Below are 21294 nucleotides of genomic sequence, written 5' to 3'. Positions count from 1 at the left end.
AACCGCTTTGCCAACATCGCTCAACACCAACGAACTTTCCTCTCTTCCTCTGATTGTTGCCGGTCCGATTTTAAGAAAAGTCACCGCAACGGAAGTGAACATTTGGTTGGTGACGACGCAACCTCTTGAAGGCTTGGTTGAAATCAACGATGTAACCACTGGGGCGCAATATTACTCTCAACCAGTCTCGGCAGAGCATCTATTACAAGTTGGTAAACGCGCTTGGGTTTGCATGCTCACGCTGCAAGGTGAGTTTCCTACCCATCAAGCATTACGCTATCAAATCCATACCCAATCCGGTTTGCTAACCGAGTTGATGCCCCATCTAGTCTACGGTGAAGGCACAGATTCAGCACAAGGTGTGGAGTTCCTAATCAGTGAAAAAGCCGATTATGTCCTGCATGGCTCATGTCGTAACCCACATCATTTTAGTAAGGACACTCTGGTCCAAGCTGACGCAAAAGTTGCTAGCCAACCGATAGAAGACCGCCCTGATATGCTCATCATGAGCGGTGACCAAATCTATGCCGACCATGTAGCAGGTCCAATGCTGGATGCGATTGAGCAATTAGTCGAGTTGCTAGGCTTGCCTGATGAAGAGTTCGCGCAAGCACCAATTAGAAACACGCAAGAACTGTATCAAAGCCCAGATTGCTTTTATGGCCGAGATAACATTCTGCCCCACTACGTGGACGATGGCAGCTTACTTAGCAAGTTCTTCCCCCATCGTGGCACCCCTATTTTCAGTTCACGTGAATGCGAAAACCATCTCATCAGTTTTGCCGAGCTGTTTGCGATGTACCTACTCGTTTGGTCTCCAGTGCCATGGAAGCTAGTCAATCGTGAACGTTTATTGGAAAGAGAATTTACAACCGGCGGAAAAGCGTTAGAGCCTAAATGGCAGCAACATTGGCGTGATGAGAAAGTCCATATTGATGCGTTTGTCGAAGGCTTGGATAAAGTCCAGCGTTTACTCGCTCACGTTCCTACTTACATGATCTTTGATGACCATGACGTGACCGACGATTGGAACCTAACGGTTGGCTGGGAAAAAGCAGCCAATGAGAACCTCTTCTCACATCGCATCATCGGTAACAGCCTGATCGCTTACTGGCTATGCCAAGGTTGGGGAAACGCGCCAGAAAAATTCAACGCCCCGTTTATGGAGCATGCGCGCCGTTACTTTGAAGAGCTGACTTCAGAATCTCAAGACGAGTTCATAAAGTACCTTTATCGTTTTGAAGATTGGCACTATACGATTCACACCTCACCAAAAGTGGTGGTATTGGATACACGTACTCGTCGTTGGCGTTCAGAATCACGCATGAATAAACCGTCGGGTTTGATGGATTGGGAAGCCTTGATTGAATTCCAACAAGAGCTGATGCATCAAGACAAAGTGATCATCGTTTCTGCTGCGCCCATGTTTGGTGTGAAGTTTATTGAGACGCTGCAACGCATCATGACCAGTTTTGGTCAGCCGCTGCTGATTGACGCGGAGAACTGGATGGCGCATCCGGGCAGTGCGAATACCTTGATCAGTATTTTCACTCATACCAAAACCCCAACTAACTTCGTGATTCTCTCTGGCGATGTACACTACTCCTTCGCCTATGACATCAAGTTGCGTTTTCGCCGTAATAGTCCAAACATCTATCAGATCACGTGTAGTGGGATTAAGAACCAGTTTCCAGCGCAACTTCTGAGCGCATGTGATGCAATGGATCGTCTGCTGTATAGCCCTCGCTCACCATTGAACTTGTTTACCAAACGTAAGCGTTTGAAGATCTTTAAACGCGCACCAAGCAACCACAATTTTTATCGACTCGTGAACCAAAGTGCGATTGGCGAGCTGAGATTGGATGAAGACGGAAAGCCAAATAATATCAGCATCTTAACAAGTGAAGGTGATTCAATCGATTTCCCGCCGACAAAGGTTGAGGAATAAATCCGCTTTTTGGCGGTCAAATACTGTATTGAGCAAAAATGTCATCTCAACCGTATGAGATCTTGATCAAATTTCATCAAGACCTTGAGATTTGCTCAAACCATTACCATCTTAAATAAATAGATAACAGCTTGGTGCTCAACATGTTTAATTCGCTTACTTCATTATTTAAACAACTTATAGAAGGCTCGGACCTTAGCCAATCCAACACGCTGTCACCCAATATGGCGATAGCCTGCTTGCTTTGTGAAGTGGCTGGTGCGGACCATCAAATCGATGAAAGAGAGCAAGCAACCAAACGCTCTTTGATCATGAAATTGCTTTCCCTGACGGAAGAAGAGACCGACACACTACTGAATCAGGCTCAGAACCGATCGAGTGAATCGACTTCCCTTTATGACTTTACGTCTCAACTGCGTGAGCTTTCACAAGAAACCCGCTACGAACTGATTAAAAGTATGTGGGAAGTGGCGTACGCTGACGGTGAAATTGACCCATTGGAAGATGCCGTAATTCGCAAAACAGCAGAGCTACTCTACGTCGACCACAGCGACTTTATCCGAGCGAAACTACAGTCTCAGTAAAGCGCTACCTCAATAAAATACAGCCTAAACAAAAATAAGAACCAATAAAAAACGCGCCTCATGAGCGCGTTTTTTGTATCTCTAGTCTGGATTTGACCGAATCAAACATCATCATCTCCGCAAGAGACTAGCCAACATTGTTGTTATTTATTAATAACTAATTTAGAGCTGGCTTATGACGAGCAGACTGAAATCCAATGAAAGATTTATGAAAACAGAAGCTTATAGCATGGTCAGTGCAAGTTTCGCCAAGTTGTATGCATCCACATAACCGGAATGCTGACGACCTTCCCACTCGATACCTTTGGCTTCTTGCGCCGCTCTGTGTCCAATACGTTTTTCTTTAAGACGATTTTGAATTCGGTACAAGGTTGCTAAGTTAATGAACTCGGTAAATGGTGCATCAATACCTTTTTGTTGGCACTCTTCAAGCAAGATAAGGTCATCACGTCCCCATGATGCGTAAATCTTATTGCGACCACCGAAGTTCTTTAGCATCGATTTGAGGACTTCTTCTAGTGGTCGACCTTGCTTTTCAATCTTACGCGGTGTGATGCCCGTTAACTCGGCGCAGAACAGAGACACTTCATCGTGTTCTGGTTTCACGTAGTATTGCGCGCGCTTTACGATTTCACCTTTCGACAAATCTATTTCAGCCAAACCAACTTCAATGATCTCGCCCGTGCGACCCACGCCGTTTTCATTCCAGCAGCACATTTCTAAATCGAAGCAGACGATACGGTTATGGTTCATAGTTTGTCTTGATTCCTAACGTAAATTTGAAAGCGTGAGATTCTACCGTAACCAATCTCAAAACTCGAATTTGCTCGCTGAATTAATCGCCGATCGATACAGAGTTTCGACCATTTTCCTTACTTTGGTAGAGCTGCACGTCCATTTTATGGAATAAACTCTCAGGATCTTCATCTTTGTGCACCGCAGCACCGATGCTAAGCGAACAAATGATTGGCGTACTTTCGTAATCAAACGGAGAGCTCGCCACTATCCCACGTAGCTTATCTAAGTAGATGGCCAACTCTTCTTTATCCGTCACTCGCGATAAAATGCAGAACTCATCACCACCGGCGCGGTAAAAGCGGTCACCATCAAGCAGATTTGCGTTCACCAGCTTAGTGACATGCAATAACGCTTCATCCCCGGCCAAGTGTCCATATTTGTCGTTAATAAGCTTAAAACGGTCAATATCGAAGCCCACTAAAGAGAACTTAACGCCACTATTAATGTAGTGCAGTAAGTTATCGTTAAATACGCGTCGGTTCAGCAATTGGGTCAACGGATCCAACTCTGCCATGCGCTTTAGCTCCACCGTTTTATTGTCGAGCATCACCGCAAGGCGTTCCTTCTCACGCGACTGTAGATTAACGATATAGCTAATCAAGAAGGCGATAACCAAACCCGCGATGCCTGTACCATACAGTACTGAACGCTCCCACGCAGATACGGATTCAGAAAGTTTAAACTCGATGACCCAATCTCGGTTTGGCAAATGAATGGTACGGCTGATGATCTTACCGTTTAAAGCGTCCCAGTTTTCACTTTTAAACAACAGAGGATCGTCGTAAGCATCAAACCCCTTATCTTCAACCTTGACGGACATATCCAGTTCCGTTGCCGTCTTTGTGATCAGTTGATCGAAGTAAGCCGTGCTGCGCACTACCCCAACAACGACACCAAGCAATTCTTGTTTGTCGAAGCTGAATACTGGGTGATAAACCAATAAGCCGGTTTTCTCTAATGACTGGTCGTAGCCATCTTGTAATAGACGAACTTTGTCTGAAATGTTGGCTCTGTCATGAGTGATGATGTCATCTAAGATCAACTCAAAACGCAGACGTGAGGAATAAAAGCCAAGCAAAGACAGGTTGGTTGCGGTTCTTGGATAGATATCGGTCGCCACATAAGCAGGCGCATCGTCTTTAAGGATGTATCCGAATGTCTTCTCGCCATCCTTGGGTACGGTAAAGATCTGAAAGTCTGGGAAAGTTTGACGTGTTTTAGCGAGGTAACTTTCTAACTCACTCGGCTCAACACGTTGCATCCATTGTAAAGCAATCAAACTCTCTGAGCTGCCCACTACTTGCTTCGCATAGTAAGGAAATTGCGTCCAGTAAGACTTATCAACGGAGTGAAAAAAGTTCGCTCCCGCACCGATGAACTCAAGATCGTTTTCTACGGCAAGTTTAAGAGATTCCGCTTGGCGGTCAGCCAAGGTATCAAAGATGGTCATGGTGTAACGCTGTTGTATTTTGTAGGCAACACCAACCATGCCAGCGGTAACGATAATGACCGTAATAAAGGCTACAATAGAAGCAGAATATCGTTTGAAAATGCTCTGTTGAGCCGTGCTATATGTCATTTCGTGTTCCACGTTTTTTGCGTGCAATGCTTCGATAATGATGGAAATACTGCGCCACATGTGGGTAAACATCAAGCAACAACGTTTGCCGCTCCGTCTAATCGTTGATTTTTCATGCTAATCATGCGGTATATTCACGAATTATTACAGTCTTAAGCCTTGAATATGCTACCATCCACCATCATTTTAATGTCTAAACTTGGTGCAGGTCGCAAAGACGATCCTTTTAGTAAACACATGAGCCAATACTGAGCACCAATAAATCAATAGAAAGAGAAAAAACGTCATGAACATTGATTTGAATCTAATTCCTCAAACGTTCGATATGCTGCATGCTGGTCTGGCAGCTTCGAGTGTTTTACTTCTTCTGATCGCGGTATCGCGCAAATCAAAAGTGGTCGAGAAAGTGGTAGAAAAACCGGTCGAGAAAATCGTCGAGGTTGAGAAGCCAGTTGAGAAGATCGTTGAAGTAGAAAAAGTAGTGGAAGTAGAGAAAGTCGTAGAGCGTGTTGTAGAAGTTGAATCAAAACTTGCAACAGCATCAACGGACTCTGCAATGCAGCTGCTTTCTATCATGCAACAAGAAGCTCGTCTGATTGACTTCTTAAAAGAAGACCTAACGTCATTCTCTGATGAAGAAGTAGGCGCAGCCGCTCGCGTAATCCACACTGGCGGTCAGAAAGTACTGAACGACTACGTGACGCTAGCGCACGTTCGTAACGAAGACGAAGAAACTCGCATTACGGTTGAAGAAGGCTTCAACCCACAAGAAATCCGCCTAACTGGCAACGTAACAGGCAGCGCGCCATTCAACGGCACGCTAGTTCACAAAGGTTGGAAAGCAACATCAATGACGTTGCCTAAACTGGCTGAGAACTACGATGCATCTGTGATTGCTCCAGCTGAGGTTGAGCTTTAATGGAACACATGAACCAAGAAAACCATTCTCAAGAAGCGTCTGTTGAAACTCAACAGACGCCTAAATTCAGTGTTGGTATCGACTTAGGTACAACACACTGTGTCATGTCTTTTGTTGATACACACAACGAGGACGCTCGCGTTGAAGTGATGCCTATCCCGCAGTTGACTGCGCCGGGCACGGTAGAGACTCGCAGCCAATTAGGATCTTTCCTATACCAGCCGCACGAGCACGAAATGAACCCGCAATCACGCGTTCTTCCGTGGTCGAGCGAGCCAAAAGCTCTGGTTGGTGCAATTGCACGTAACCTAGGTTCGAAAACGCCAATTCGCCTTGTTGCAAGTGCGAAATCTTGGCTTTGCCACGCTGGTGTGAACCGTCGTGATGCATTCCTACCAGCAGGTAGCCCAGAAGAAGTGGAAAAAGTATCCCCTCTTCGTGCGACAGAGCTTTACCTAGAGCACCTAAAAGACGCTTGGAATCACACGAACCCAAATCACAACCTTGCCGATCAAGACGTAACTATTACTGTTCCTGCTTCTTTTGATCCTGCTGCTCGCGATCTAACTGCAGAAGCAGCACGTAACGTTGGCTTTGTGCACCTAACGCTTCTAGAAGAGCCACAAGCTGCGCTTTACAACTGGATTGATAACAGCAACGACAAATGGCGCGACGAAGTTGAAGTTGGCGACATCGTGCTTGTGGTCGATATCGGTGGTGGTACAACCGACCTTTCTTTGGTTGAAGTAACTGAAGACGACGGCAACCTAACTCTGAACCGCATCGCGGTAGGTGAACACATCCTACTTGGCGGTGACAACATGGACCTTGCGCTTGCGTACCGCTTGAAGATGAAGCTAGCGCAAGAAGGCAAAGAGCTACAGCCATGGCAAGTTCAGGCAATGACGCACGCATGTCGTGACGCGAAAGAAGCGCTATTGAACGACAGTGAGCTTCAGTCAGTGCCAATCGTAGTACCAAGCCGTGGTTCTAAACTGCTTGGCGCAACGCTGAAAACAGAACTGACTCAAGAAGAAGTACAACAAACACTGGTTGACGGCTTCTTCCCTCAAGTTGCGATTACGGACCACCCTGTTCAACGTAACCGTGGTGCACTAACGCAAATGGGTCTGCCTTACGCACAAGATGCGGGTATTACTCGTCACATTGCAGCGTTCTTGTCTAAGCAAGCCAATGCTCTTGCTGCTTCAGGAAATGGCACAGAAGCAGCAGCTCAAGATTTCAATCCATTCGCTAACATGCCTGGTATGCCAGGTGCGGATGCAACCCAATCAGCTGAGTTCATCAAGCCAACCGCAATCCTATTCAACGGTGGCGTTCTGAAATCGAAACTTCTAGCAACTCGTCTAGAAGACACGATCAACGAATGGCTAATTGAAGCAGATGCTGAAATGGCGAAACGCCTAACAGGTGTGGATCTAGACCTTGCGGTTGCTAGCGGTGCGGCTTACTACGGCTCTGTACGTCGTGGTCAAGGCGTTCGTATCCGTGGTGGTATTGCTTCGGCGTACTACGTGGGTATCGAAAGTGCGATGCCAGCGATTCCGGGCATGGCGCCTCCAATGGAAGCACTGTGTGTTGCACCATTTGGTATGGAAGAAGGTTCAAGCGTTGACGTACCAAGCCAAGAGTTTGGTTTGATCATCGGTCAGCCGGTTAACTTCCAATTCTTCGGCTCAACGGTTCGTCGTGATGACCTAGCAGGTACTCACCTAGACTACTGGGCTCCAGAAGAGCTTGAAGAGCTTCCAGAAATCCAAGTAACGCTGCCTGTATCTGAAGGTCGTCGTGAAGGTGAAGTGGTTCCGGTAACCCTAGCCTCTCGCGTCACAGAGCTTGGTACGCTTTACTTAGAAGCCATTGCCGCTGATAACGGTCAAAAATGGCATGTTGAGTTCGATGTGCGCGAAGACGCGAAAAGCAACTCAAACGAAGAAGAATAAATAGAAATCAAACGGCATCCAATCGGGTGCCGTTTTTAAATACACGAAGGTTTGTATGGCATCTCCTCGTTTCCTTGTTGGTATTGACCTTGGCACCACAAACACTGTGGTGGCGTATTGTGAAATCACCGACAACCTTGAACAATCCGAAGTATCCCTATTCGACATCGACCAATTGATTGGTCCGGGTGAAGTGGTTCGTAAACCATTGCTGCCCTCTTTCCGCTATCACCCTGCGGTTGGTCAAATCTCCCCTTCTGACCTAACACTCCCTTGGGAAAACGAACCTGTATCTGGCGACATTAGTAATGTGATCGTGGGTGAATGGGCTCGTGAATTAGGCGCTAAGGTGGAAGGACGTCAGGTATCCAGTGCTAAAAGCTGGCTATCGCACCAAGCAGTGGATCGTAGTTCAGACATTCTTCCTTGGGCTGGTGCGCAAGACGTAGATAAAGTCTCACCCGTTATTGCCAGCGCAAGCTACCTCAACCACATTCGTCAAGCATGGAACTACCGTCACCCTAGCAATAAGCTAGAAGACCAAGATGTGGTTGTGACCGTTCCAGCGTCGTTCGATGAAACCGCTCGTAAGCTCACGCTTGAAGCGGCTGAGCTGGCAGGCTTAAAGAAAATCGTCCTGCTCGAAGAACCACAAGCCGTATGTTACGACTGGTACGCACGCCACCAGCAAACCGCAGCTGATGAGCTCAAAGAGTTACCGCTGATTCTGGTGTGCGATGTGGGTGGTGGTACTACCGACTTGAGCTTGATTGAAGCAAGTTTCTCTTCACAAAATGAGCTAGCCCTTGATCGTATTGGCGTTGGCGAGCACTTGATGCTTGGTGGTGATAACCTCGATTTAGCATTAGCACACCTTGCAGAAAGCCGCTTCAACCAAAGTAAGAAGCTCACTGCCGCAAGCCTGACTAAGTTGATTCAGCAAACTCGCAAGGCGAAAGAAAACCTGCTTTCAGCGAGTGCACCTGAAGAAGTAAAAATCACCATGCTAGGCAGTGGCTCAAAACTTCTTGGCGGAACAAAGAGTATTGGGCTGAGCAAACAAGAAGTGCACCAAATCGCTTTGGATGGCTTCTTCCCGCTTTCTGATTTCAGTGAAGTACCAGACAAACGCCGCAGCGCCGTTGTCGAGTTTGGTCTTCCATACGTTGCTGACCCAGCAGTTAGCAAACACGTAGCCGAGTTCTTAACTCAGCACCAACAAGTTGCTCGTGCCGCTCTCGGCATTGAAGACGACAAACAAAATGCAATTCCGGTAGGTTTGCTACTTAACGGTGGTGTGTTCAATAGTGAACTTGTGACTGAGCGAGTCACTACCCTACTGTCCGATTGGCGCGGCGCTCCGGTTACGGTATTAGATAACCCACATCCAGATTGGTCTGTTGCACTAGGTGCTGTTGCGTTTGGTAAAGCACGTCGTGGTGCACAGCTAAAAATTGGTGGTGGTGCAGCGCGTTCTTACTTCTTGCATCTTCAAGAAAAGAATAAGATGGGCAAAGCGCTCTGTTTGCTTGCAAAAGGGACAGAAGAAGGTCACGAGATCCGCTTAAGTGGTCGTCGCTTCTCGCTTACCCTAGGTGAACCCGTTCGCTTTAACCTGCTGACTTCTACCCACGACACCTTAAGCAATAACACCGCTATTCAAAACGGTGTGATGGTGGACGTTGATCCTGACTTGTTTGCTCCTCTGCCACCTTATATCACCACCCTTGAAGGTGAAGGTGCCGAACTGCAAGCCAACCAAAAAGAGCGCGTAGAAGTGCAACTGGCGTGTCAGTTGACCGAAGTCGGCACGCTTAAGATGGAATGTGTCAGCGCAGAAGATGACAGCAAACGTTGGGAGCTGGAATTCGAAGTTCGTAACAAGCAAACCGATGACAGCGAGCAAGTTAAGCTTCACCCTAAACTGAACGAATGTAAGGAGCTGATCGCTCGCCTTTACAGCGGCAATAAGAAAAGCGCGGAAAGCAAAGAGATCAAAACCTTAGCCAAAGATCTTGAGAAGAAACTTGGCAAACGTGACGAATGGGATTTCACGACCCTACGTCAACTGTTCGATACCTTTGCACAAGGTCGTAAGCGTCGTCGCCGCTCTGAACAACACGAGAAAAACTGGCTTCGTTTGGCTGGCTTTGCACTGCGTCCGGGCTTTGGCGATCCAACCGACTCATGGCGCATTGAACAAGTTTGGGGTCTCTACCAACAAAACATTCAGTTTAAGAACCATCAAGGTTGGACTGACTGGTGGGTGTTCTGGCGTCGTATCGCAGGTGGCTTGAGCCAAGAGCAACAAGAGACCATCTTGGCAGACATCGCGAAATACCTACATCCTGGCGCAATGAAAAACCCACAATCCGCCAAAGCAGCGCAAGACATGGGTTACGAATCAATGGTGCGCTTATCTGCCTCTCTAGAGCATCTAGAAGTCGAAGACAAGGTTCTATTAGCAACGTGGTTCTTGAGCAAAGCCATCAACCATAACCAGTTCGAACAAGCGCACTGGTGGGCTATGGGTCGCTTGGCATCGCGTACGCCTTTATATGGCAGTCAGCATAACGTTGTTCCTCGTGAACAAGCGGAACAATGGTTGCCTAAGCTGTTAGAGCAGAACTGGCAGAAAGAGCCAATGATCGCGTTTGCAGCCGTAATGATTTGTCGTAAGACGGGCGACCGACTATTCGATATCTCGGACGACTACCGTGAGCAGGTATTGGCTAAGTTGAAGCAAAGCAAGGTGCCTGAATCTTGGGTATCACTGGTTGAAGAAGTCAAAGAGCTATCTGAGAGCGAATCGAAGCGTATCTTTGGTGATGCACTCCCAAGCGGTCTGACGCTGGTAAATAACTAAGCTCCCATGCTTATAAGCGCAACAAAGCCCTTCGAGTGAAGGGCTTTGTTTTATCTGATTCTACTTGCTGACGAACGACGACTCGTTAGTTCATTTCCGTATTGATCACCACATCACGCGTTTCATTATCCATATCACTGATGCCGACCACTGAGATTTCACGGTCAGATAAATTCTCAATCATGCTGTCTTCTAACCCACCGTCCGTCATCCACGCATAGAATTTTTCCGCAATACGATCCGAACCTTCCCCGACAAACGTTAATGTGACCTTCTTCATTTGTGACACTCCATCAATTTACGATTCAGCCACTTAAGCGTAGTATGTTTCGCAAATATCGACATAAACTAGGACTAACTTCTTTTATGAGTATCGAAAAATTTGACGCGATTTATCAGCGTGCTGCTGAGCGTAAAGGTGGTGAAGATCAACTTGAAGCGCTTTTATCTCATCCACTAAGCAAAGAAGAGCTGGCAGCGATTCCCGACGACCGTTGGCTGGCCGCTTTTTCAATGAAGGTATTCCAAAGTGGGATTTCGTGGAGCGTGGTTCGCAACAAGTGGCCGAACTTCGAAGAAGTGTTCTTCGGATTTAAGATTGAGCCGCTGTTGATGCTGTCAGACGAGCAATGGGAAACCAAAGCAACCGACAAACGCATCATTCGCCACCTCACTAAAGTCATGTCGATTCCTGCTAATGCTCGTATGATCCACGAAGCAAAAATCGAATACGGCTCGTTTGGCAAAATGGTTGCCGATTGGCCGCAAGAGAAAATCACCGACCTATGGGCGTATTTGAAGAAACGCGGTAATCGCCTAGGCGGAAATACTGGCCCTTACACACTTCGTCAAATGGGCGTTGATACCTTTATCTTGTCTAGCGACGTCGAGGCTTACCTGCGCAATTGCAAGATCATTGAAGGTGGCAAAGATACGAAGAAATCGCTCGATGCCACCAATAAAGCGTTTGTTCAATGGCAGCAAGAAAGTGGTAGAAGCCTGTCTGAGATCAGCCAAATCATTGCGTTCAGCACCGGCGATAACCGTATTTAATCCAGACTGAACACAAAACAATAACGGCACACTAATCATTATATTTAGTGTGCCGTTTTTATGTTCATTGCTTCAAGCACAAACTTACTTTGAAGCCAGTGATTCCCACTCAGTCAGTAGCTGCATAATACGGTGAGAGTCTTCCCATGTTGCACAAGGGTTCTCTAACGAGGTACGCCCTGCTTCAACCGCTTGGCGAATATTGCGCACTTGATAGAAGAAAGCATCCCCTGCCGCCGGAACAAACACTTCACGCTTCGACGTCTCGTAAATTTCCACACTAAACTGGTTTTCTTGCGCTGGTAGCCATGGGTTTGAATCTAACGTAATACAGCCTTTGCTACCAAGAATGGTGAATTGGTGTTTCAATCCGTGATCTTCAGCGGTGTGTACGCTCGCGGTTTGTTGCTCACCGAATTGCATCATCAAACTCGATTCACAGATATTCCCATCGTTACCTTGTCGACCAATCGCTGTCATTGAACGGTTCTCAAAGGTTTGTTCACCCAACATGGTTTTCACCACCAAATGCACCAATGACATTGGGTAACAACCTAAATTATACAAAGCACCTTTACTGTCTGGATTAACAAACTGCGCAATCGACGCAATATAAGACGTATGGATGGAGCGAAGTTCCCCAACCTCTCCCGATTTAAGCACCGAAACCAACTCGCTGATCAACGGGTGATGCAAGTACATCAAACCTTCAGCAAAGAATACCTTGTGCGTTTCGACTGCTTTTAGTGCCAACTCGGTTTTTTCCATATCTACCGAGAGTGACTTTTCACACAGGATCGCTTTCCCCTGCTCTGCCGCTTTGACGATAAAGTCATGATGAAGGTGATTTGGCAATGCGATGTAAATAATGTCGACTTGCTCATCAGCAATCAACGCATCGTAATCGGTGAACGTATTCTCGATGCCATACTGCTCAGCGAATGCCTTTAAGTTCTGTTCCGAACGCCCAGCCACCGCGTACAATTCACTCTTGTCATCGCCTTGGATTGCCTCAGCCATGACTCCTGAGATAAAGCTTGTGCCTAAAATGCCCCATTTCATGTTCACGTCTCCTATTGAGCTTGGGTTTCGAATGCTTGAACTAACTCCGCCATTTCAGCCGCAATAAACGCTTGTGTATGCGGCATAGCAAAATGCGCTTCAATCGCGGCGCGGTTTTCATATCGCTCCCAAAGAATCACACGTTGTGGATCTTTAGAGTCGTAGGTCGCATTCGCTTGCAAGCACCCCGCTTCGCTTTGCATATCAAGGCAAAATTGTTCAATGGCTTCAACCACTTGTTGTCTTGGCTTATCGGCATTCATTTTCAGTTCGGCGGTAACAAAAATCGTCTCGCTCATGATGGATCTCTTTCTCCATTCTTAATCATACGCCCACTGTAATTAACCTCATTTGATTGATAAACTCTGATTTAGTTATTTCTTTATCAACTCTGGGTGTGTAATGGATAAATTAACAAGCATGAAAGTTTTCGCTTACGTGGTCGAACACGGCAGCTTTCGTAATGCAGCACACCGCTTTGATATTTCACCGACCATGGTTGGCAAGCACGTGAGCTTTCTTGAGCAAAGCTTAGGTACACAGCTGATTCATCGCACCACGCGCAAACAGTCCCTGACCGAAGCCGGTAGACTCTACTACCAAGAGTGCCACCGCATTATTGAAGACATCACCAACGCAGAGAACCTGATCCAGACGCTGATCAACCGTCCAACCGGAACAGTAAAAGTTAACTGCCCTGTCACGTATGGCAAAAAGGTCATTGCTCCTATCGTGGCTGACTTCTTAGCTGAATTTCCCGATTTGAACGTTGAGCTGATGTTGGACAACAATTTGATTGACCCATATCGAAGCGAAGCTGACGTGATTATTCGAATCGGTGAATTGGTCGATTCGTCGTTAGTCGCGAGAAAATTGGGTGAATACCACATGACTTACTGCGCCTCACCCTCTTACCTTGAGCAACATGCCCCTATCCAATCGCTTGATGACCTTGAACATCATCATTGTTTGGGGTTTCAGTATCACCAAGGAGAAAGCCAACAAGTGGTGAACATGCCATCTAATACCTTTGGAAACAGCAACACCCGATTAACGTCTAATAATGGCGATGCACTTAAGTTTGCCGCGTTAAAAGGCTCTGGTCTTCTTCTGCAACCAAAGATCTTAGTTGAACAGGAAATCCAATCTGGTGCCTTAGTAGAAATTCTCCAGCAACATGCTCCCAAGCCAAAACCGATCCACCTGCTTTACCGTTCAAAACAGCTTTCCCTTAAAAACCGCACCTTGGTTGATTTTGTTCTTTCGCATGTGAATCCGTAACGCCACCTCATAAAGCGGCGACAATTTCACCACTCAATCAACTTTTATTGTCGATATGACAAATATTATTTCTTGTTAATTGTCTTTATTTTTCAGGCCGTTAGCATGGAACGCTCATTTAGTGAACACTATTTGTTGATTCCCATCAATTGCATTGCTCTGACAAAGTGACTAGGATTGCCGCCTTTCCTGAGTGAACTATCAAAATAACATCGAGAAATTTCATCAAATTTCTCTTCAAGTTCGTGCGCAATCACGACACTTGCACTCATTTCAAACTGCATAAGCGCATTCCTTTGCTTATGAAAACGACATTGATTTCTCAACACTTTTGGTCACGTATGTGACTTTTTTCGTTGGGAGTGATTTTTCAATCAAGGTTGGTCACAAGGACGCTACCCCTTGACTGCATTTACTGGAGGATAAGATGCCTAAAGGTCTAATGCTGACTGACTTAGCCATTGCTGGCTTACTATTGATTTTGGCAAAAGTCATTCGCGTTCACACGCCACTACTACAACGTATGTACATTCCATCGGCGGTTCTCGCGGGATTATTCGGTCTGATTTTTGGACCAGCCCTGCTAAACGTACTGCCTTGGACCGACACCTTTACCGCTAACGCAAGCCTTTTAACTGCTGCACTTTTTTCTGCGTTAGGTTTGGCAACGGATGTTCCATCACCTAAAACCGTCGCACAGCGCGCTGGCTCATTGTGGGCATTCAACCAAATCGCTTCTGTTTCTCAGTGGTTGTTTGCGGCAATGTTTGGTCTCGCTATCACTACCTTCTTCTGGCCAGAGATTAATCCCGGCTTTGGTGTGACAATGTCTGCGGGCTTTATGGGCGGTCACGGCTCTGCCTCTGTGGTTGGTGAAATCTTCACGGGGCTTGGCTGGGAAGATGGCTTCACACTTGGCTTAACCTTCGCAACCGTGGGTATTTTCATTTCGATTTCTGTCGGCATGCTCATGCTGCAATTCGCATTGAAGATGGGTTGGATTCGTAGCTTTACGACATTCGACAGCATGGACGAACACGAACGCAAAGGCCTTGTTAAGCCTGATGATCAAGAACCGGTAATGAAAGACACCATGTCTTCCCTGTCGGTTGATTCTTTCGCGATTCACGCTGCGCTAGTGGTTGTCGTAACCGCTTTCTCTTATGTCGCTGCCAACTATTTGTCTTCTTTCCACGATAAGGTGCAGATCCCGACGTTTGTAACTGGCTTCCTTGGCGGCATGCTTGTGCGAATCATCGCGAAACAAACGAAAGCTTCACGCTATCTTTGTGACGGTGCATTCAAACACGCTGCGGGCATCAGTACCGATTATTTGATTATCTTTGGTATCTCAGCCATCAAGATTACCGTCTTAGCCCAGTACTTAATGCCTATGGTAGTACTAGCAATTGGCGGTGTAAGTTTCACACTTTGGTTAATCTTTTGGGTAGCACCACGAATCATGGGCGAAGATTGGTTTGAGAAAGGCATCTTCTCTTGGGGTTGGTTAACCGGCACGGTAGCTATGGGGATTGCTCTACTTCGTATTGTTGATCCAAAGATGCGTAGCAAGGTACTTGATGATTACGCCATCGCTTATGTCCCAGGCTCAATAACTGACATCTTCATTATCTCTTTGATGCCGATCGCGATGTATAACGGCATGCACTGGCAGGCGCTTGGCGTTGGTCTAGCGTACATAGCCGTGGTTCTTTTCATTTGGCGTTTTGTTTTCAAACAAGGCTCACACGCAGCAACAAGCACCTCATAAAGCGATGATATAAAGCCCCATATCTTTATAGGATTGGGGCTTTTTCTTATTGAGATTACACTTACTTTTTGTGTGAGATTGAATAAATTACGAATGCAATTTTAAGCAACTTGTTTTATATATTAGAACCGAATCATTCATCGCATAACTTCATTCTTTTTCAATACCTTTCCAGCCATAATTTTGCTCCAGAATAGCAGACTATAAAAATACATATTCGGAGGTTGGCTGTGCGTAATACCAAAGGTTTTACACTGGTAGAATTGGTGGTTTGTATCATCATTCTTGGGGTGGTAAGTGTCCTTGCGCTCCCAAAATTTCTTGGTATCCAGAAGGATGCCCGCATTGCTGTCTTGTATGGTGCTCGTGAGGCGCTGATGACAGCCAACAATCAAGTCTATGCAAAAGCGGTGCTCCAATCGCAAGAGAACGTCGACGCTGGTGAACTGATGAACATTGATTTGAATAACGATGGCGTCAACGATCTGATTGGCTACTACGGATATATCAAGAATGTGATTCCAGCAAAAGAGCTCGCCGGATTTGACCCAAAACTGACTATCAATCGTTGGTACGGAGTGGACGATGAAGATGAACCCTATTTCTTAATTGGCTTTGCTAATAAGCCTGTCGACATATTCAACCTTTGCTACGTAGAAGTCTATTATCCAAAAACAGCAGGTGGTCAAATAAAGTACGGAATTCAAACCAGAGACTGCTAAAACCGGTAAAAACAAGCTTCAAGAGTGTTACTTTTGAAGCTTTCCTTTCTGTTTGAGACGGAACCCCTCAAAACTGCAATTAACATTAATTTCACAATATCTTGTTACATCCTCCCCTTTCAGCAATACATAAGGCGGCTATTCATCGAGCCTCTATAAAATCGACACATTGTGTTGTTTTTCATTTCGCTCAAAAATTATGCTTGTAAACTCATCAATTCGCTCAATAATGGTTCCATAACAAATTCAATAATTTAAGCAGGAGGCGAAATGAGAATATTCTGGCAGCTGCGTTGGTATTTCCAACTAAAGTGGAAACAATATGTGGGGTCCATCCTGCTATTTGCCGTCATTTCCGCCCTTCAGCTTGTTCCTCCCAAAGCGGTCGGCATTATTGTCGATGGCGTGGTCGATAATACACTTGAAACCAGTACCTTAGTGATGTGGTTATTAGGCCTTATCGTGCTGTTTTTTGCGATATATGGCTGTCGAATACTGTGGCGAATTTGGCTATTTGGCGCGAGTTGGGAACTAGGCACCATTTTGCGTAATCGCCTTTATCGTCATGTCTCTACTCAGCCCCCTCGATTCTTTGAACGCTACAAAACTGGCGACCTGATGGCGCGTGGTACGAACGATGTTCGCAACATTGTTATGACCGCTGGTGAAGGCGTGTTAACTGCGGCCGATTCTCTGATCACTGGTATCGCGGTACTGATCATTATGGTGACGCAAATCAGTTGGAAGCTGACTGCAATGGCATTATTGCCGATGCCGTTTCTTGCCATCATCATCTTCTTCATCGTTCGTATTCTGCATAAACGATTCAAAATCGCACAAGAAGCCTTTTCTACGATGTCAGACATGACTCAAGAGTCACTAAATGGCGTGCGAATGCTGCGTGCTTTCGGATTAGAAAACCAAGAGCAGCAACGTTTTGAAGAGGTTGTGGATGATACAGGCGAGAAGAACATCGCCGTTGCCCGTGTTGATGCGCGCTTTGATCCAGCCATTCAGCTGACTATTGGTATGTCTTTCTTTTTGAGCGTGGCGTCTGGTGCCTACTTAGTTGACCAAGGTGATATCACACTTGGGGATTTGACCGCATTTACTATGTATTTGGGTCTTATGATCTGGCCTATGCTGGCATTCGCGTTCCTATTTAACATCTTGGAAAGAGGCTCTGCCGCGTGGAACCGTCTGCAAGAAATCTTCGATGAAAAGCCAGAGATCGTCAGTGGTAAAACACCATTAGGCACTAAACCTTTGCCTTTGCAGATCAAGATTGATGAATTCCACTGGTCTAAAGATCTGCCACCAGCACTAGTTGATGTCCATATCACTCTTGAGCCAGGAAAAATGCTCGGCATTGCAGGCCCAGTCGGCAGTGGTAAATCAACCTTACTAACCTTACTGCTTCGTCAACATGACATGGATAACGGTACGATTCAGTTTGGTGATATCAAAATCAAGGACGCAGTCCTGCCCGAGTGGCGAGATCGTTTTGCTGTTGTTAACCAAAGCCCGTTTTTGTTCTCTAAATCTATCTTCGACAATATCGCTCTGGGCAACCCTAGCGCATCAAAAGAAGACGTTTATCGAGCGGCGAAACTGGCTTGTATCCACGACGATATTGAGAAGTTTCCTGAAGGCTACCAAACCGAAGTGGGTGAAAAAGGCATCACCCTCTCTGGAGGTCAGAAACAACGTATCGCCATCGCACGTGCCATGCTTCTCAATGCCCAAGTGTTGGTCTTGGACGATGCCCTATCCGCTGTTGATGGACGTACCGAGCACCAGATTCTGAAGAACTTAGAGACTTACTATCGAGAGCAATCATTGATTGTTATTGCCCACCGCCTCACTGCTCTAGAAGCGGCAGAAGAGATTGTGGTGTTGAATCACGGGCACATAGCAGAACGTGGCCAGCATGAGGCACTTCTGGAACGTCAGGGTTGGTATGCGGAAATGTACCAGTACCAGAAACTAGAACAGGCAATGGAGGACTAATCATGAAGCAATCGACAACGTTTAAACGGTTAATGTCTTACCCATTGTCGCAGCCAAAACCCATGCTAAAAGGCTTGGCGCTACTGTTTATCGCGGCGTTAGCCAGTGCTGGCGGACCTTGGCTGATTCAGTATTTTATTGATGAACACATCGCGAAAGGTGATTACTCACGCGACATTTTGATCTCACTTTCCGCAGGTTACATTGCCTTGCAGCTTATTTCAGCGGTGTTTCAATACTTCCAATCATTGCAATTTAGTATTGTGGCAACCAACACGATCAAAACGATTCGTAAACAGGTTTTCTCTGGCGTGATCAAGCAGCCTTTATCGGCATTTGATTACACTCCTGCGGGTAAGTTGGTTTCTCGTATCACCAACGATACGGAATCGCTGCAACAGTTTTATGAGTTACTGATCGCCACTGTGGTGAAAAACGCAGTAATGATCTTGGTGATGTTGGGCGTCATGTTCTACATGAGCTGGAAGCTGACTATCGTCGTGTTGGTGCTGCTGCCAATCGTAATCGGCTTTATGTACTTGTTCAAAAAGCTCAGTACAGAAAGCTATCGAAACATGCGTGACCTACTGACAGACATTAACGCCAATTTAAGCGAATCCATTCAAGGCATGAGTGTGGTGCAGTTAATGCTGCAAGAAGAGCGCTTCAACAAACAGTTTAATGGCCTCACTGACGAGCATCTGGTTGCCTCGAAGAAAGTGATTCGTTTGAATGGCTACCTATTACGCCCTCTTATGGATTTGCTCGCAGGCCTTGCCCTACTCTCTCTTGTCGCTATCTTTGGCTTTAATGGTGTCGAGTTGATTGGCGTGGGTGTTCTTTACGCTTTCATCAGTTATCTAGCACGCGTGACCGAACCTTTGATTGAGATGACACAGCAGTTGGCATTGCTTCAGCAAGCATTGGTATCGAGTGAGCGTGTATTCGAGTTGATCGATGCGCAAGAGCAAACATACGGCGATGACCATAAGCCACTGCAAACAGGTGCGATTGAGCTTAACAACCTGACTTTCAGCTACGATGGCAAACAAGACGTATTGAAGGACATTTCCCTGAAAGCGTCGCATCAAGATTTTATTGCGCTTGTTGGCCACACCGGTAGCGGTAAAAGCACACTCGCTTCTTTGCTCATGGGGTTCTATCCAACCGAAATCGGTGAACTACGGATTGACGGGCGTCCATTAAAATCTTTAGGCAAAGACGTGCTGCGTAAAGACGTTGCGATGGTACAGCAAGACCCACATATTCTCCCGGCCAGCGTTCGTGAGAACATCTCTTTGGGCAGAAAGGTAAAAGATGAGCAGATTTGGGATGCACTGGAAAAAGTCGGCCTTGTTGAACAGATTCGTCGTTACCCGAACGGATTAGATACGCAACTTGGTCAGGGTGAAACGAACCTTTCGGCAGGTCAAAAACAATTGCTTGCGCTCGCACGTGTACTTGTCGCTAAGCCTAAGATTCTGATTTTGGATGAGGCAACGGCAAACATCGACTCGGGTACAGAAGCGTTAATTCAAAAAAGCCTTGAAGTGCTTCGTCAAGATATGACGCTTGTTGTAATAGCTCACCGCCTATCGACGATTTTGGATGCCGACCAAATCATCGTTCTTCATCACGGAGATTTAGTTGAGAGTGGCACGCACAGAGCGCTGTTAAAACAAAATGGTCGATATGCACAGATGTATCAACTTCAGCAAGCCAATCGCCATATTCAGCAAATCGAAGAGGAAGACGACAAGCAATTCGAGGAAGCTGTTTAAACAGTCTGCATAATACGCTACCACTACCTTGAAGCCCGTTAGCTATGCTGCGGGCTTTCCTTATACGAAAGTTCCATTCATAATCTAAACAATTTCTTTATTTCTTACCTATTATTGACATAACCCCTCGCTATTATCCGCGAGGTCGTTGTAAAATCGCGTTAATTATCGACACGAGCTAGCCCCGCTAAAGTGTTTTTCTTTTCGCTCAAAGCTCATGTCGGACTGTTTTCTATTGCATATTAATTTCATGACTGAAGTCCATGGACCAAGATAAGTTTACTAACATCTATCGCTTGCCAGGTTCGTTACAAATTCGAATCGCTAAGTGGCAAAAGACTTTCCGCGGCACATCTGATTTAGTTCTTCATCAGGTGCTGATGGAACGTAATAAGCAATTTAAGAAACCAAGCTTTTTGCCAAAGAGCTGGTGTATCACGCCTATTGATGAGAATGACATCACCATTACTCATCACGGTAAGTACATTCAAACCGTCATGCGTACCATGCTGGATAGAAAAGTGTCGTACAAGCGTCTTTTCTTGTCTCGTATGGATGCAGAGAAAGGTGAAAAAGTCCTGCGCGAGTACAAACTTGAATGGGTAAGAAAGCACAATCAAATTGCTAAGAAGTACAACCAAATCAAGAAAAAGCAGTACATGAACTTTGCAAGAGAAGAGGAAGAAACCCTCTACCCTTCGATTCCTAAAGGCGAGTTTGATAAAGCGTTGTGGAATAAATTGGTGGTGTCTACTTTTGGTCCCGAGAAAAAGTACAAAAACCCCCATTACGTACGCAAAGCAGATTTCTAAAAAATCCCCCGACTGTTCGGGGGATTTTTTTATGCTTTCGATACGTTAATAGTGACATTGTCACGAAGAGATTAAATCAGGATTGTTATTAACGCAGCGAGCGTTGCAATTGTACAGCGCTCGCTGACGGAGGAGCTGCGACGG

At 46.1% G+C, this 21294-nt stretch carries 18 protein-coding genes; 12 read left to right on the top strand and 6 right to left on the bottom strand.

The window, feature by feature from the left end:
* Positions 1 to 7: 7 nt before the first annotated feature.
* Together A9237_RS15785 and A9237_RS15780 are read left to right on the top strand one after the other, a co-directional pair.
* Positions 8 to 1948 (top strand): alkaline phosphatase D family protein, encoded by a 1941-nt coding sequence (locus A9237_RS15785; RefSeq protein WP_078608599.1) that lies wholly within the window; start codon positions 8 to 10, stop codon positions 1946 to 1948.
* Between the two features lie 143 nt (positions 1949 to 2091).
* Entirely contained in the window at positions 2092 to 2532 is a 441-nt protein-coding gene (locus A9237_RS15780) for a tellurite resistance TerB family protein (RefSeq protein ID WP_005451837.1), read from the top strand.
* 222 nt (positions 2533 to 2754) lie between these two features.
* On the opposite strand, the gene A9237_RS15775 is transcribed toward A9237_RS15780, so the two are convergent.
* Both A9237_RS15775 and A9237_RS15770 read right to left on the bottom strand, forming a co-directional pair.
* A complete protein-coding gene (locus tag A9237_RS15775; RefSeq protein WP_005442698.1) occupies positions 2755 to 3285 on the bottom strand; it encodes a 3'-5' exonuclease in 531 nt (176 codons plus the stop codon).
* Positions 3286 to 3367: 82 nt separating this feature from the next.
* Complete coding sequence (locus A9237_RS15770) at positions 3368 to 4909, bottom strand: sensor domain-containing diguanylate cyclase (RefSeq protein WP_078608742.1); 1542 nt, start codon at positions 4907 to 4909, stop codon at positions 3368 to 3370.
* A gap of 286 nt (positions 4910 to 5195) precedes the next feature.
* On the opposite strand from A9237_RS15770, the gene A9237_RS15765 reads away from it, so the two are divergent.
* Genes A9237_RS15765 through A9237_RS15755 form a run of 3 tightly spaced genes read left to right on the top strand, consistent with a single transcriptional unit; the run spans position 5196 to position 10658 of the window.
* Entirely contained in the window at positions 5196 to 5828 is a 633-nt protein-coding gene (locus tag A9237_RS15765) for a DUF2760 domain-containing protein (RefSeq protein WP_005442696.1), read from the top strand.
* On the top strand, positions 5828 to 7792 hold the full coding sequence (locus A9237_RS15760) for an Hsp70 family protein (protein ID WP_078608598.1): 1965 nt from the start codon (positions 5828 to 5830) through the stop codon (positions 7790 to 7792). Before A9237_RS15765 ends, A9237_RS15760 begins: the two co-directional genes overlap by 1 nt.
* A 55-nt stretch (positions 7793 to 7847) precedes the next feature.
* Entirely contained in the window at positions 7848 to 10658 is a 2811-nt protein-coding gene (locus A9237_RS15755; protein WP_078608597.1) for an Hsp70 family protein, read from the top strand.
* An 85-nt stretch (positions 10659 to 10743) separates the two neighbouring features.
* On the opposite strand, the gene A9237_RS15750 is transcribed toward A9237_RS15755, so the two are convergent.
* The gene (locus A9237_RS15750) at positions 10744 to 10938 is read right to left on the bottom strand and encodes a hypothetical protein (protein ID WP_005377692.1); all 195 of its coding nucleotides are present in this window, start codon (positions 10936 to 10938) and stop codon (positions 10744 to 10746) included.
* An 86-nt stretch (positions 10939 to 11024) separates the two neighbouring features.
* On the opposite strand from A9237_RS15750, the gene A9237_RS15745 reads away from it, so the two are divergent.
* On the top strand, positions 11025 to 11711 hold the full coding sequence (locus A9237_RS15745) for a DNA-3-methyladenine glycosylase I (RefSeq protein WP_005377694.1): 687 nt from the start codon (positions 11025 to 11027) through the stop codon (positions 11709 to 11711).
* An 84-nt stretch (positions 11712 to 11795) separates the two neighbouring features.
* Here A9237_RS15745 and A9237_RS15740 read toward each other — a convergent pair whose 3' ends face one another.
* Positions 11796 to 12773: a Gfo/Idh/MocA family protein gene (locus tag A9237_RS15740; RefSeq protein WP_078608596.1), complete on the bottom strand. Its 978-nt coding sequence runs from the start codon at positions 12771 to 12773 to the stop codon at positions 11796 to 11798.
* Between the two features lie 11 nt (positions 12774 to 12784).
* Positions 12785 to 13072, bottom strand: coding sequence for a putative quinol monooxygenase (locus A9237_RS15735; protein WP_005389066.1), 288 nt, complete (start codon positions 13070 to 13072; stop codon positions 12785 to 12787).
* Positions 13073 to 13175: 103 nt separating this feature from the next.
* Here A9237_RS15735 and A9237_RS15730 point away from each other — a divergent pair, with 103 nt between their 5' ends.
* On the top strand, positions 13176 to 14054 hold the full coding sequence (locus A9237_RS15730; RefSeq protein ID WP_078608595.1) for a LysR family transcriptional regulator: 879 nt from the start codon (positions 13176 to 13178) through the stop codon (positions 14052 to 14054).
* A 128-nt stretch (positions 14055 to 14182) separates the two neighbouring features.
* Here the strand turns inward: A9237_RS15730 and A9237_RS27165 are convergent, their stop codons facing one another.
* Positions 14183 to 14338, bottom strand: a complete 156-nt coding sequence (locus A9237_RS27165) for a hypothetical protein (protein WP_153303237.1) — start codon at positions 14336 to 14338, stop codon at positions 14183 to 14185.
* Positions 14339 to 14481: 143 nt separating this feature from the next.
* On the opposite strand from A9237_RS27165, the gene A9237_RS15725 reads away from it, so the two are divergent.
* The 5 genes from A9237_RS15725 to A9237_RS15705 all read left to right on the top strand — a co-directional run bounded on the left by A9237_RS15725 (position 14482) and on the right by A9237_RS15705 (position 21150).
* Entirely contained in the window at positions 14482 to 15825 is a 1344-nt protein-coding gene (locus A9237_RS15725; RefSeq protein WP_078608594.1) for a sodium/glutamate symporter, read from the top strand.
* A 230-nt stretch (positions 15826 to 16055) separates the two neighbouring features.
* Positions 16056 to 16547, top strand: a complete 492-nt coding sequence (locus A9237_RS15720; protein ID WP_078608593.1) for a prepilin-type N-terminal cleavage/methylation domain-containing protein — start codon at positions 16056 to 16058, stop codon at positions 16545 to 16547.
* A gap of 270 nt (positions 16548 to 16817) precedes the next feature.
* Entirely contained in the window at positions 16818 to 18557 is a 1740-nt protein-coding gene (locus tag A9237_RS15715; RefSeq protein WP_078608592.1) for an ABC transporter transmembrane domain-containing protein, read from the top strand.
* Positions 18558 to 18559: 2 nt separating this feature from the next.
* Positions 18560 to 20338 carry an ABC transporter transmembrane domain-containing protein gene (locus tag A9237_RS15710; protein WP_078608591.1) on the top strand — a complete coding sequence of 593 codons (1779 nt, stop codon included), beginning with the start codon at positions 18560 to 18562 and terminating at the stop codon, positions 20336 to 20338.
* Positions 20339 to 20601: 263 nt separating this feature from the next.
* Positions 20602 to 21150 (top strand): MSHA operon transcriptional regulator, encoded by a 549-nt coding sequence (locus tag A9237_RS15705; RefSeq protein WP_020195938.1) that lies wholly within the window; start codon positions 20602 to 20604, stop codon positions 21148 to 21150.
* Positions 21151 to 21294 lie beyond the last annotated feature (144 nt).

It is taken from the genome of Vibrio owensii, from assembly GCF_002021755.1.
Taxonomy (GTDB): Bacteria; Pseudomonadota; Gammaproteobacteria; order Enterobacterales; family Vibrionaceae; genus Vibrio; species Vibrio owensii.
This window is presented reverse-complemented; position numbering and strand designations above follow the sequence as displayed.

Bases quoted from the DNA above. Each gene is read 5' to 3' on its own strand.
- A9237_RS15755 (WP_078608597.1), top strand. From the start codon at position 7,848: ATGGCATCTCCTCGTTTCCTTGTTGGTATTGACCTTGGCACCACAAAC.
- A9237_RS15725 (WP_078608594.1), top strand. From the start codon at position 14,482: ATGCCTAAAGGTCTAATGCTGACTGACTTAGCCATTGCTGGCTTACTA.
- A9237_RS15745 (WP_005377694.1), top strand. From the start codon at position 11,025: ATGAGTATCGAAAAATTTGACGCGATTTATCAGCGTGCTGCTGAGCGT.
- A9237_RS15750 (WP_005377692.1), bottom strand. From the start codon at position 10,938: ATGAAGAAGGTCACATTAACGTTTGTCGGGGAAGGTTCGGATCGTATT.
- A9237_RS15765 (WP_005442696.1), top strand. From the start codon at position 5,196: ATGAACATTGATTTGAATCTAATTCCTCAAACGTTCGATATGCTGCAT.
- A9237_RS15780 (WP_005451837.1), top strand. From the start codon at position 2,092: ATGTTTAATTCGCTTACTTCATTATTTAAACAACTTATAGAAGGCTCG.
- A9237_RS15760 (WP_078608598.1), top strand. From the start codon at position 5,828: ATGGAACACATGAACCAAGAAAACCATTCTCAAGAAGCGTCTGTTGAA.
- A9237_RS15770 (WP_078608742.1), bottom strand. From the start codon at position 4,909: ATGACATATAGCACGGCTCAACAGAGCATTTTCAAACGATATTCTGCT.
- A9237_RS15740 (WP_078608596.1), bottom strand. From the start codon at position 12,773: ATGAAATGGGGCATTTTAGGCACAAGCTTTATCTCAGGAGTCATGGCT.
- A9237_RS15715 (WP_078608592.1), top strand. From the start codon at position 16,818: ATGAGAATATTCTGGCAGCTGCGTTGGTATTTCCAACTAAAGTGGAAA.
- A9237_RS15735 (WP_005389066.1), bottom strand. From the start codon at position 13,072: ATGAGCGAGACGATTTTTGTTACCGCCGAACTGAAAATGAATGCCGAT.
- A9237_RS15705 (WP_020195938.1), top strand. From the start codon at position 20,602: ATGGACCAAGATAAGTTTACTAACATCTATCGCTTGCCAGGTTCGTTA.
- A9237_RS15710 (WP_078608591.1), top strand. From the start codon at position 18,560: ATGAAGCAATCGACAACGTTTAAACGGTTAATGTCTTACCCATTGTCG.
- A9237_RS15730 (WP_078608595.1), top strand. From the start codon at position 13,176: ATGGATAAATTAACAAGCATGAAAGTTTTCGCTTACGTGGTCGAACAC.
- A9237_RS27165 (WP_153303237.1), bottom strand. From the start codon at position 14,338: ATGCAGTTTGAAATGAGTGCAAGTGTCGTGATTGCGCACGAACTTGAA.
- A9237_RS15775 (WP_005442698.1), bottom strand. From the start codon at position 3,285: ATGAACCATAACCGTATCGTCTGCTTCGATTTAGAAATGTGCTGCTGG.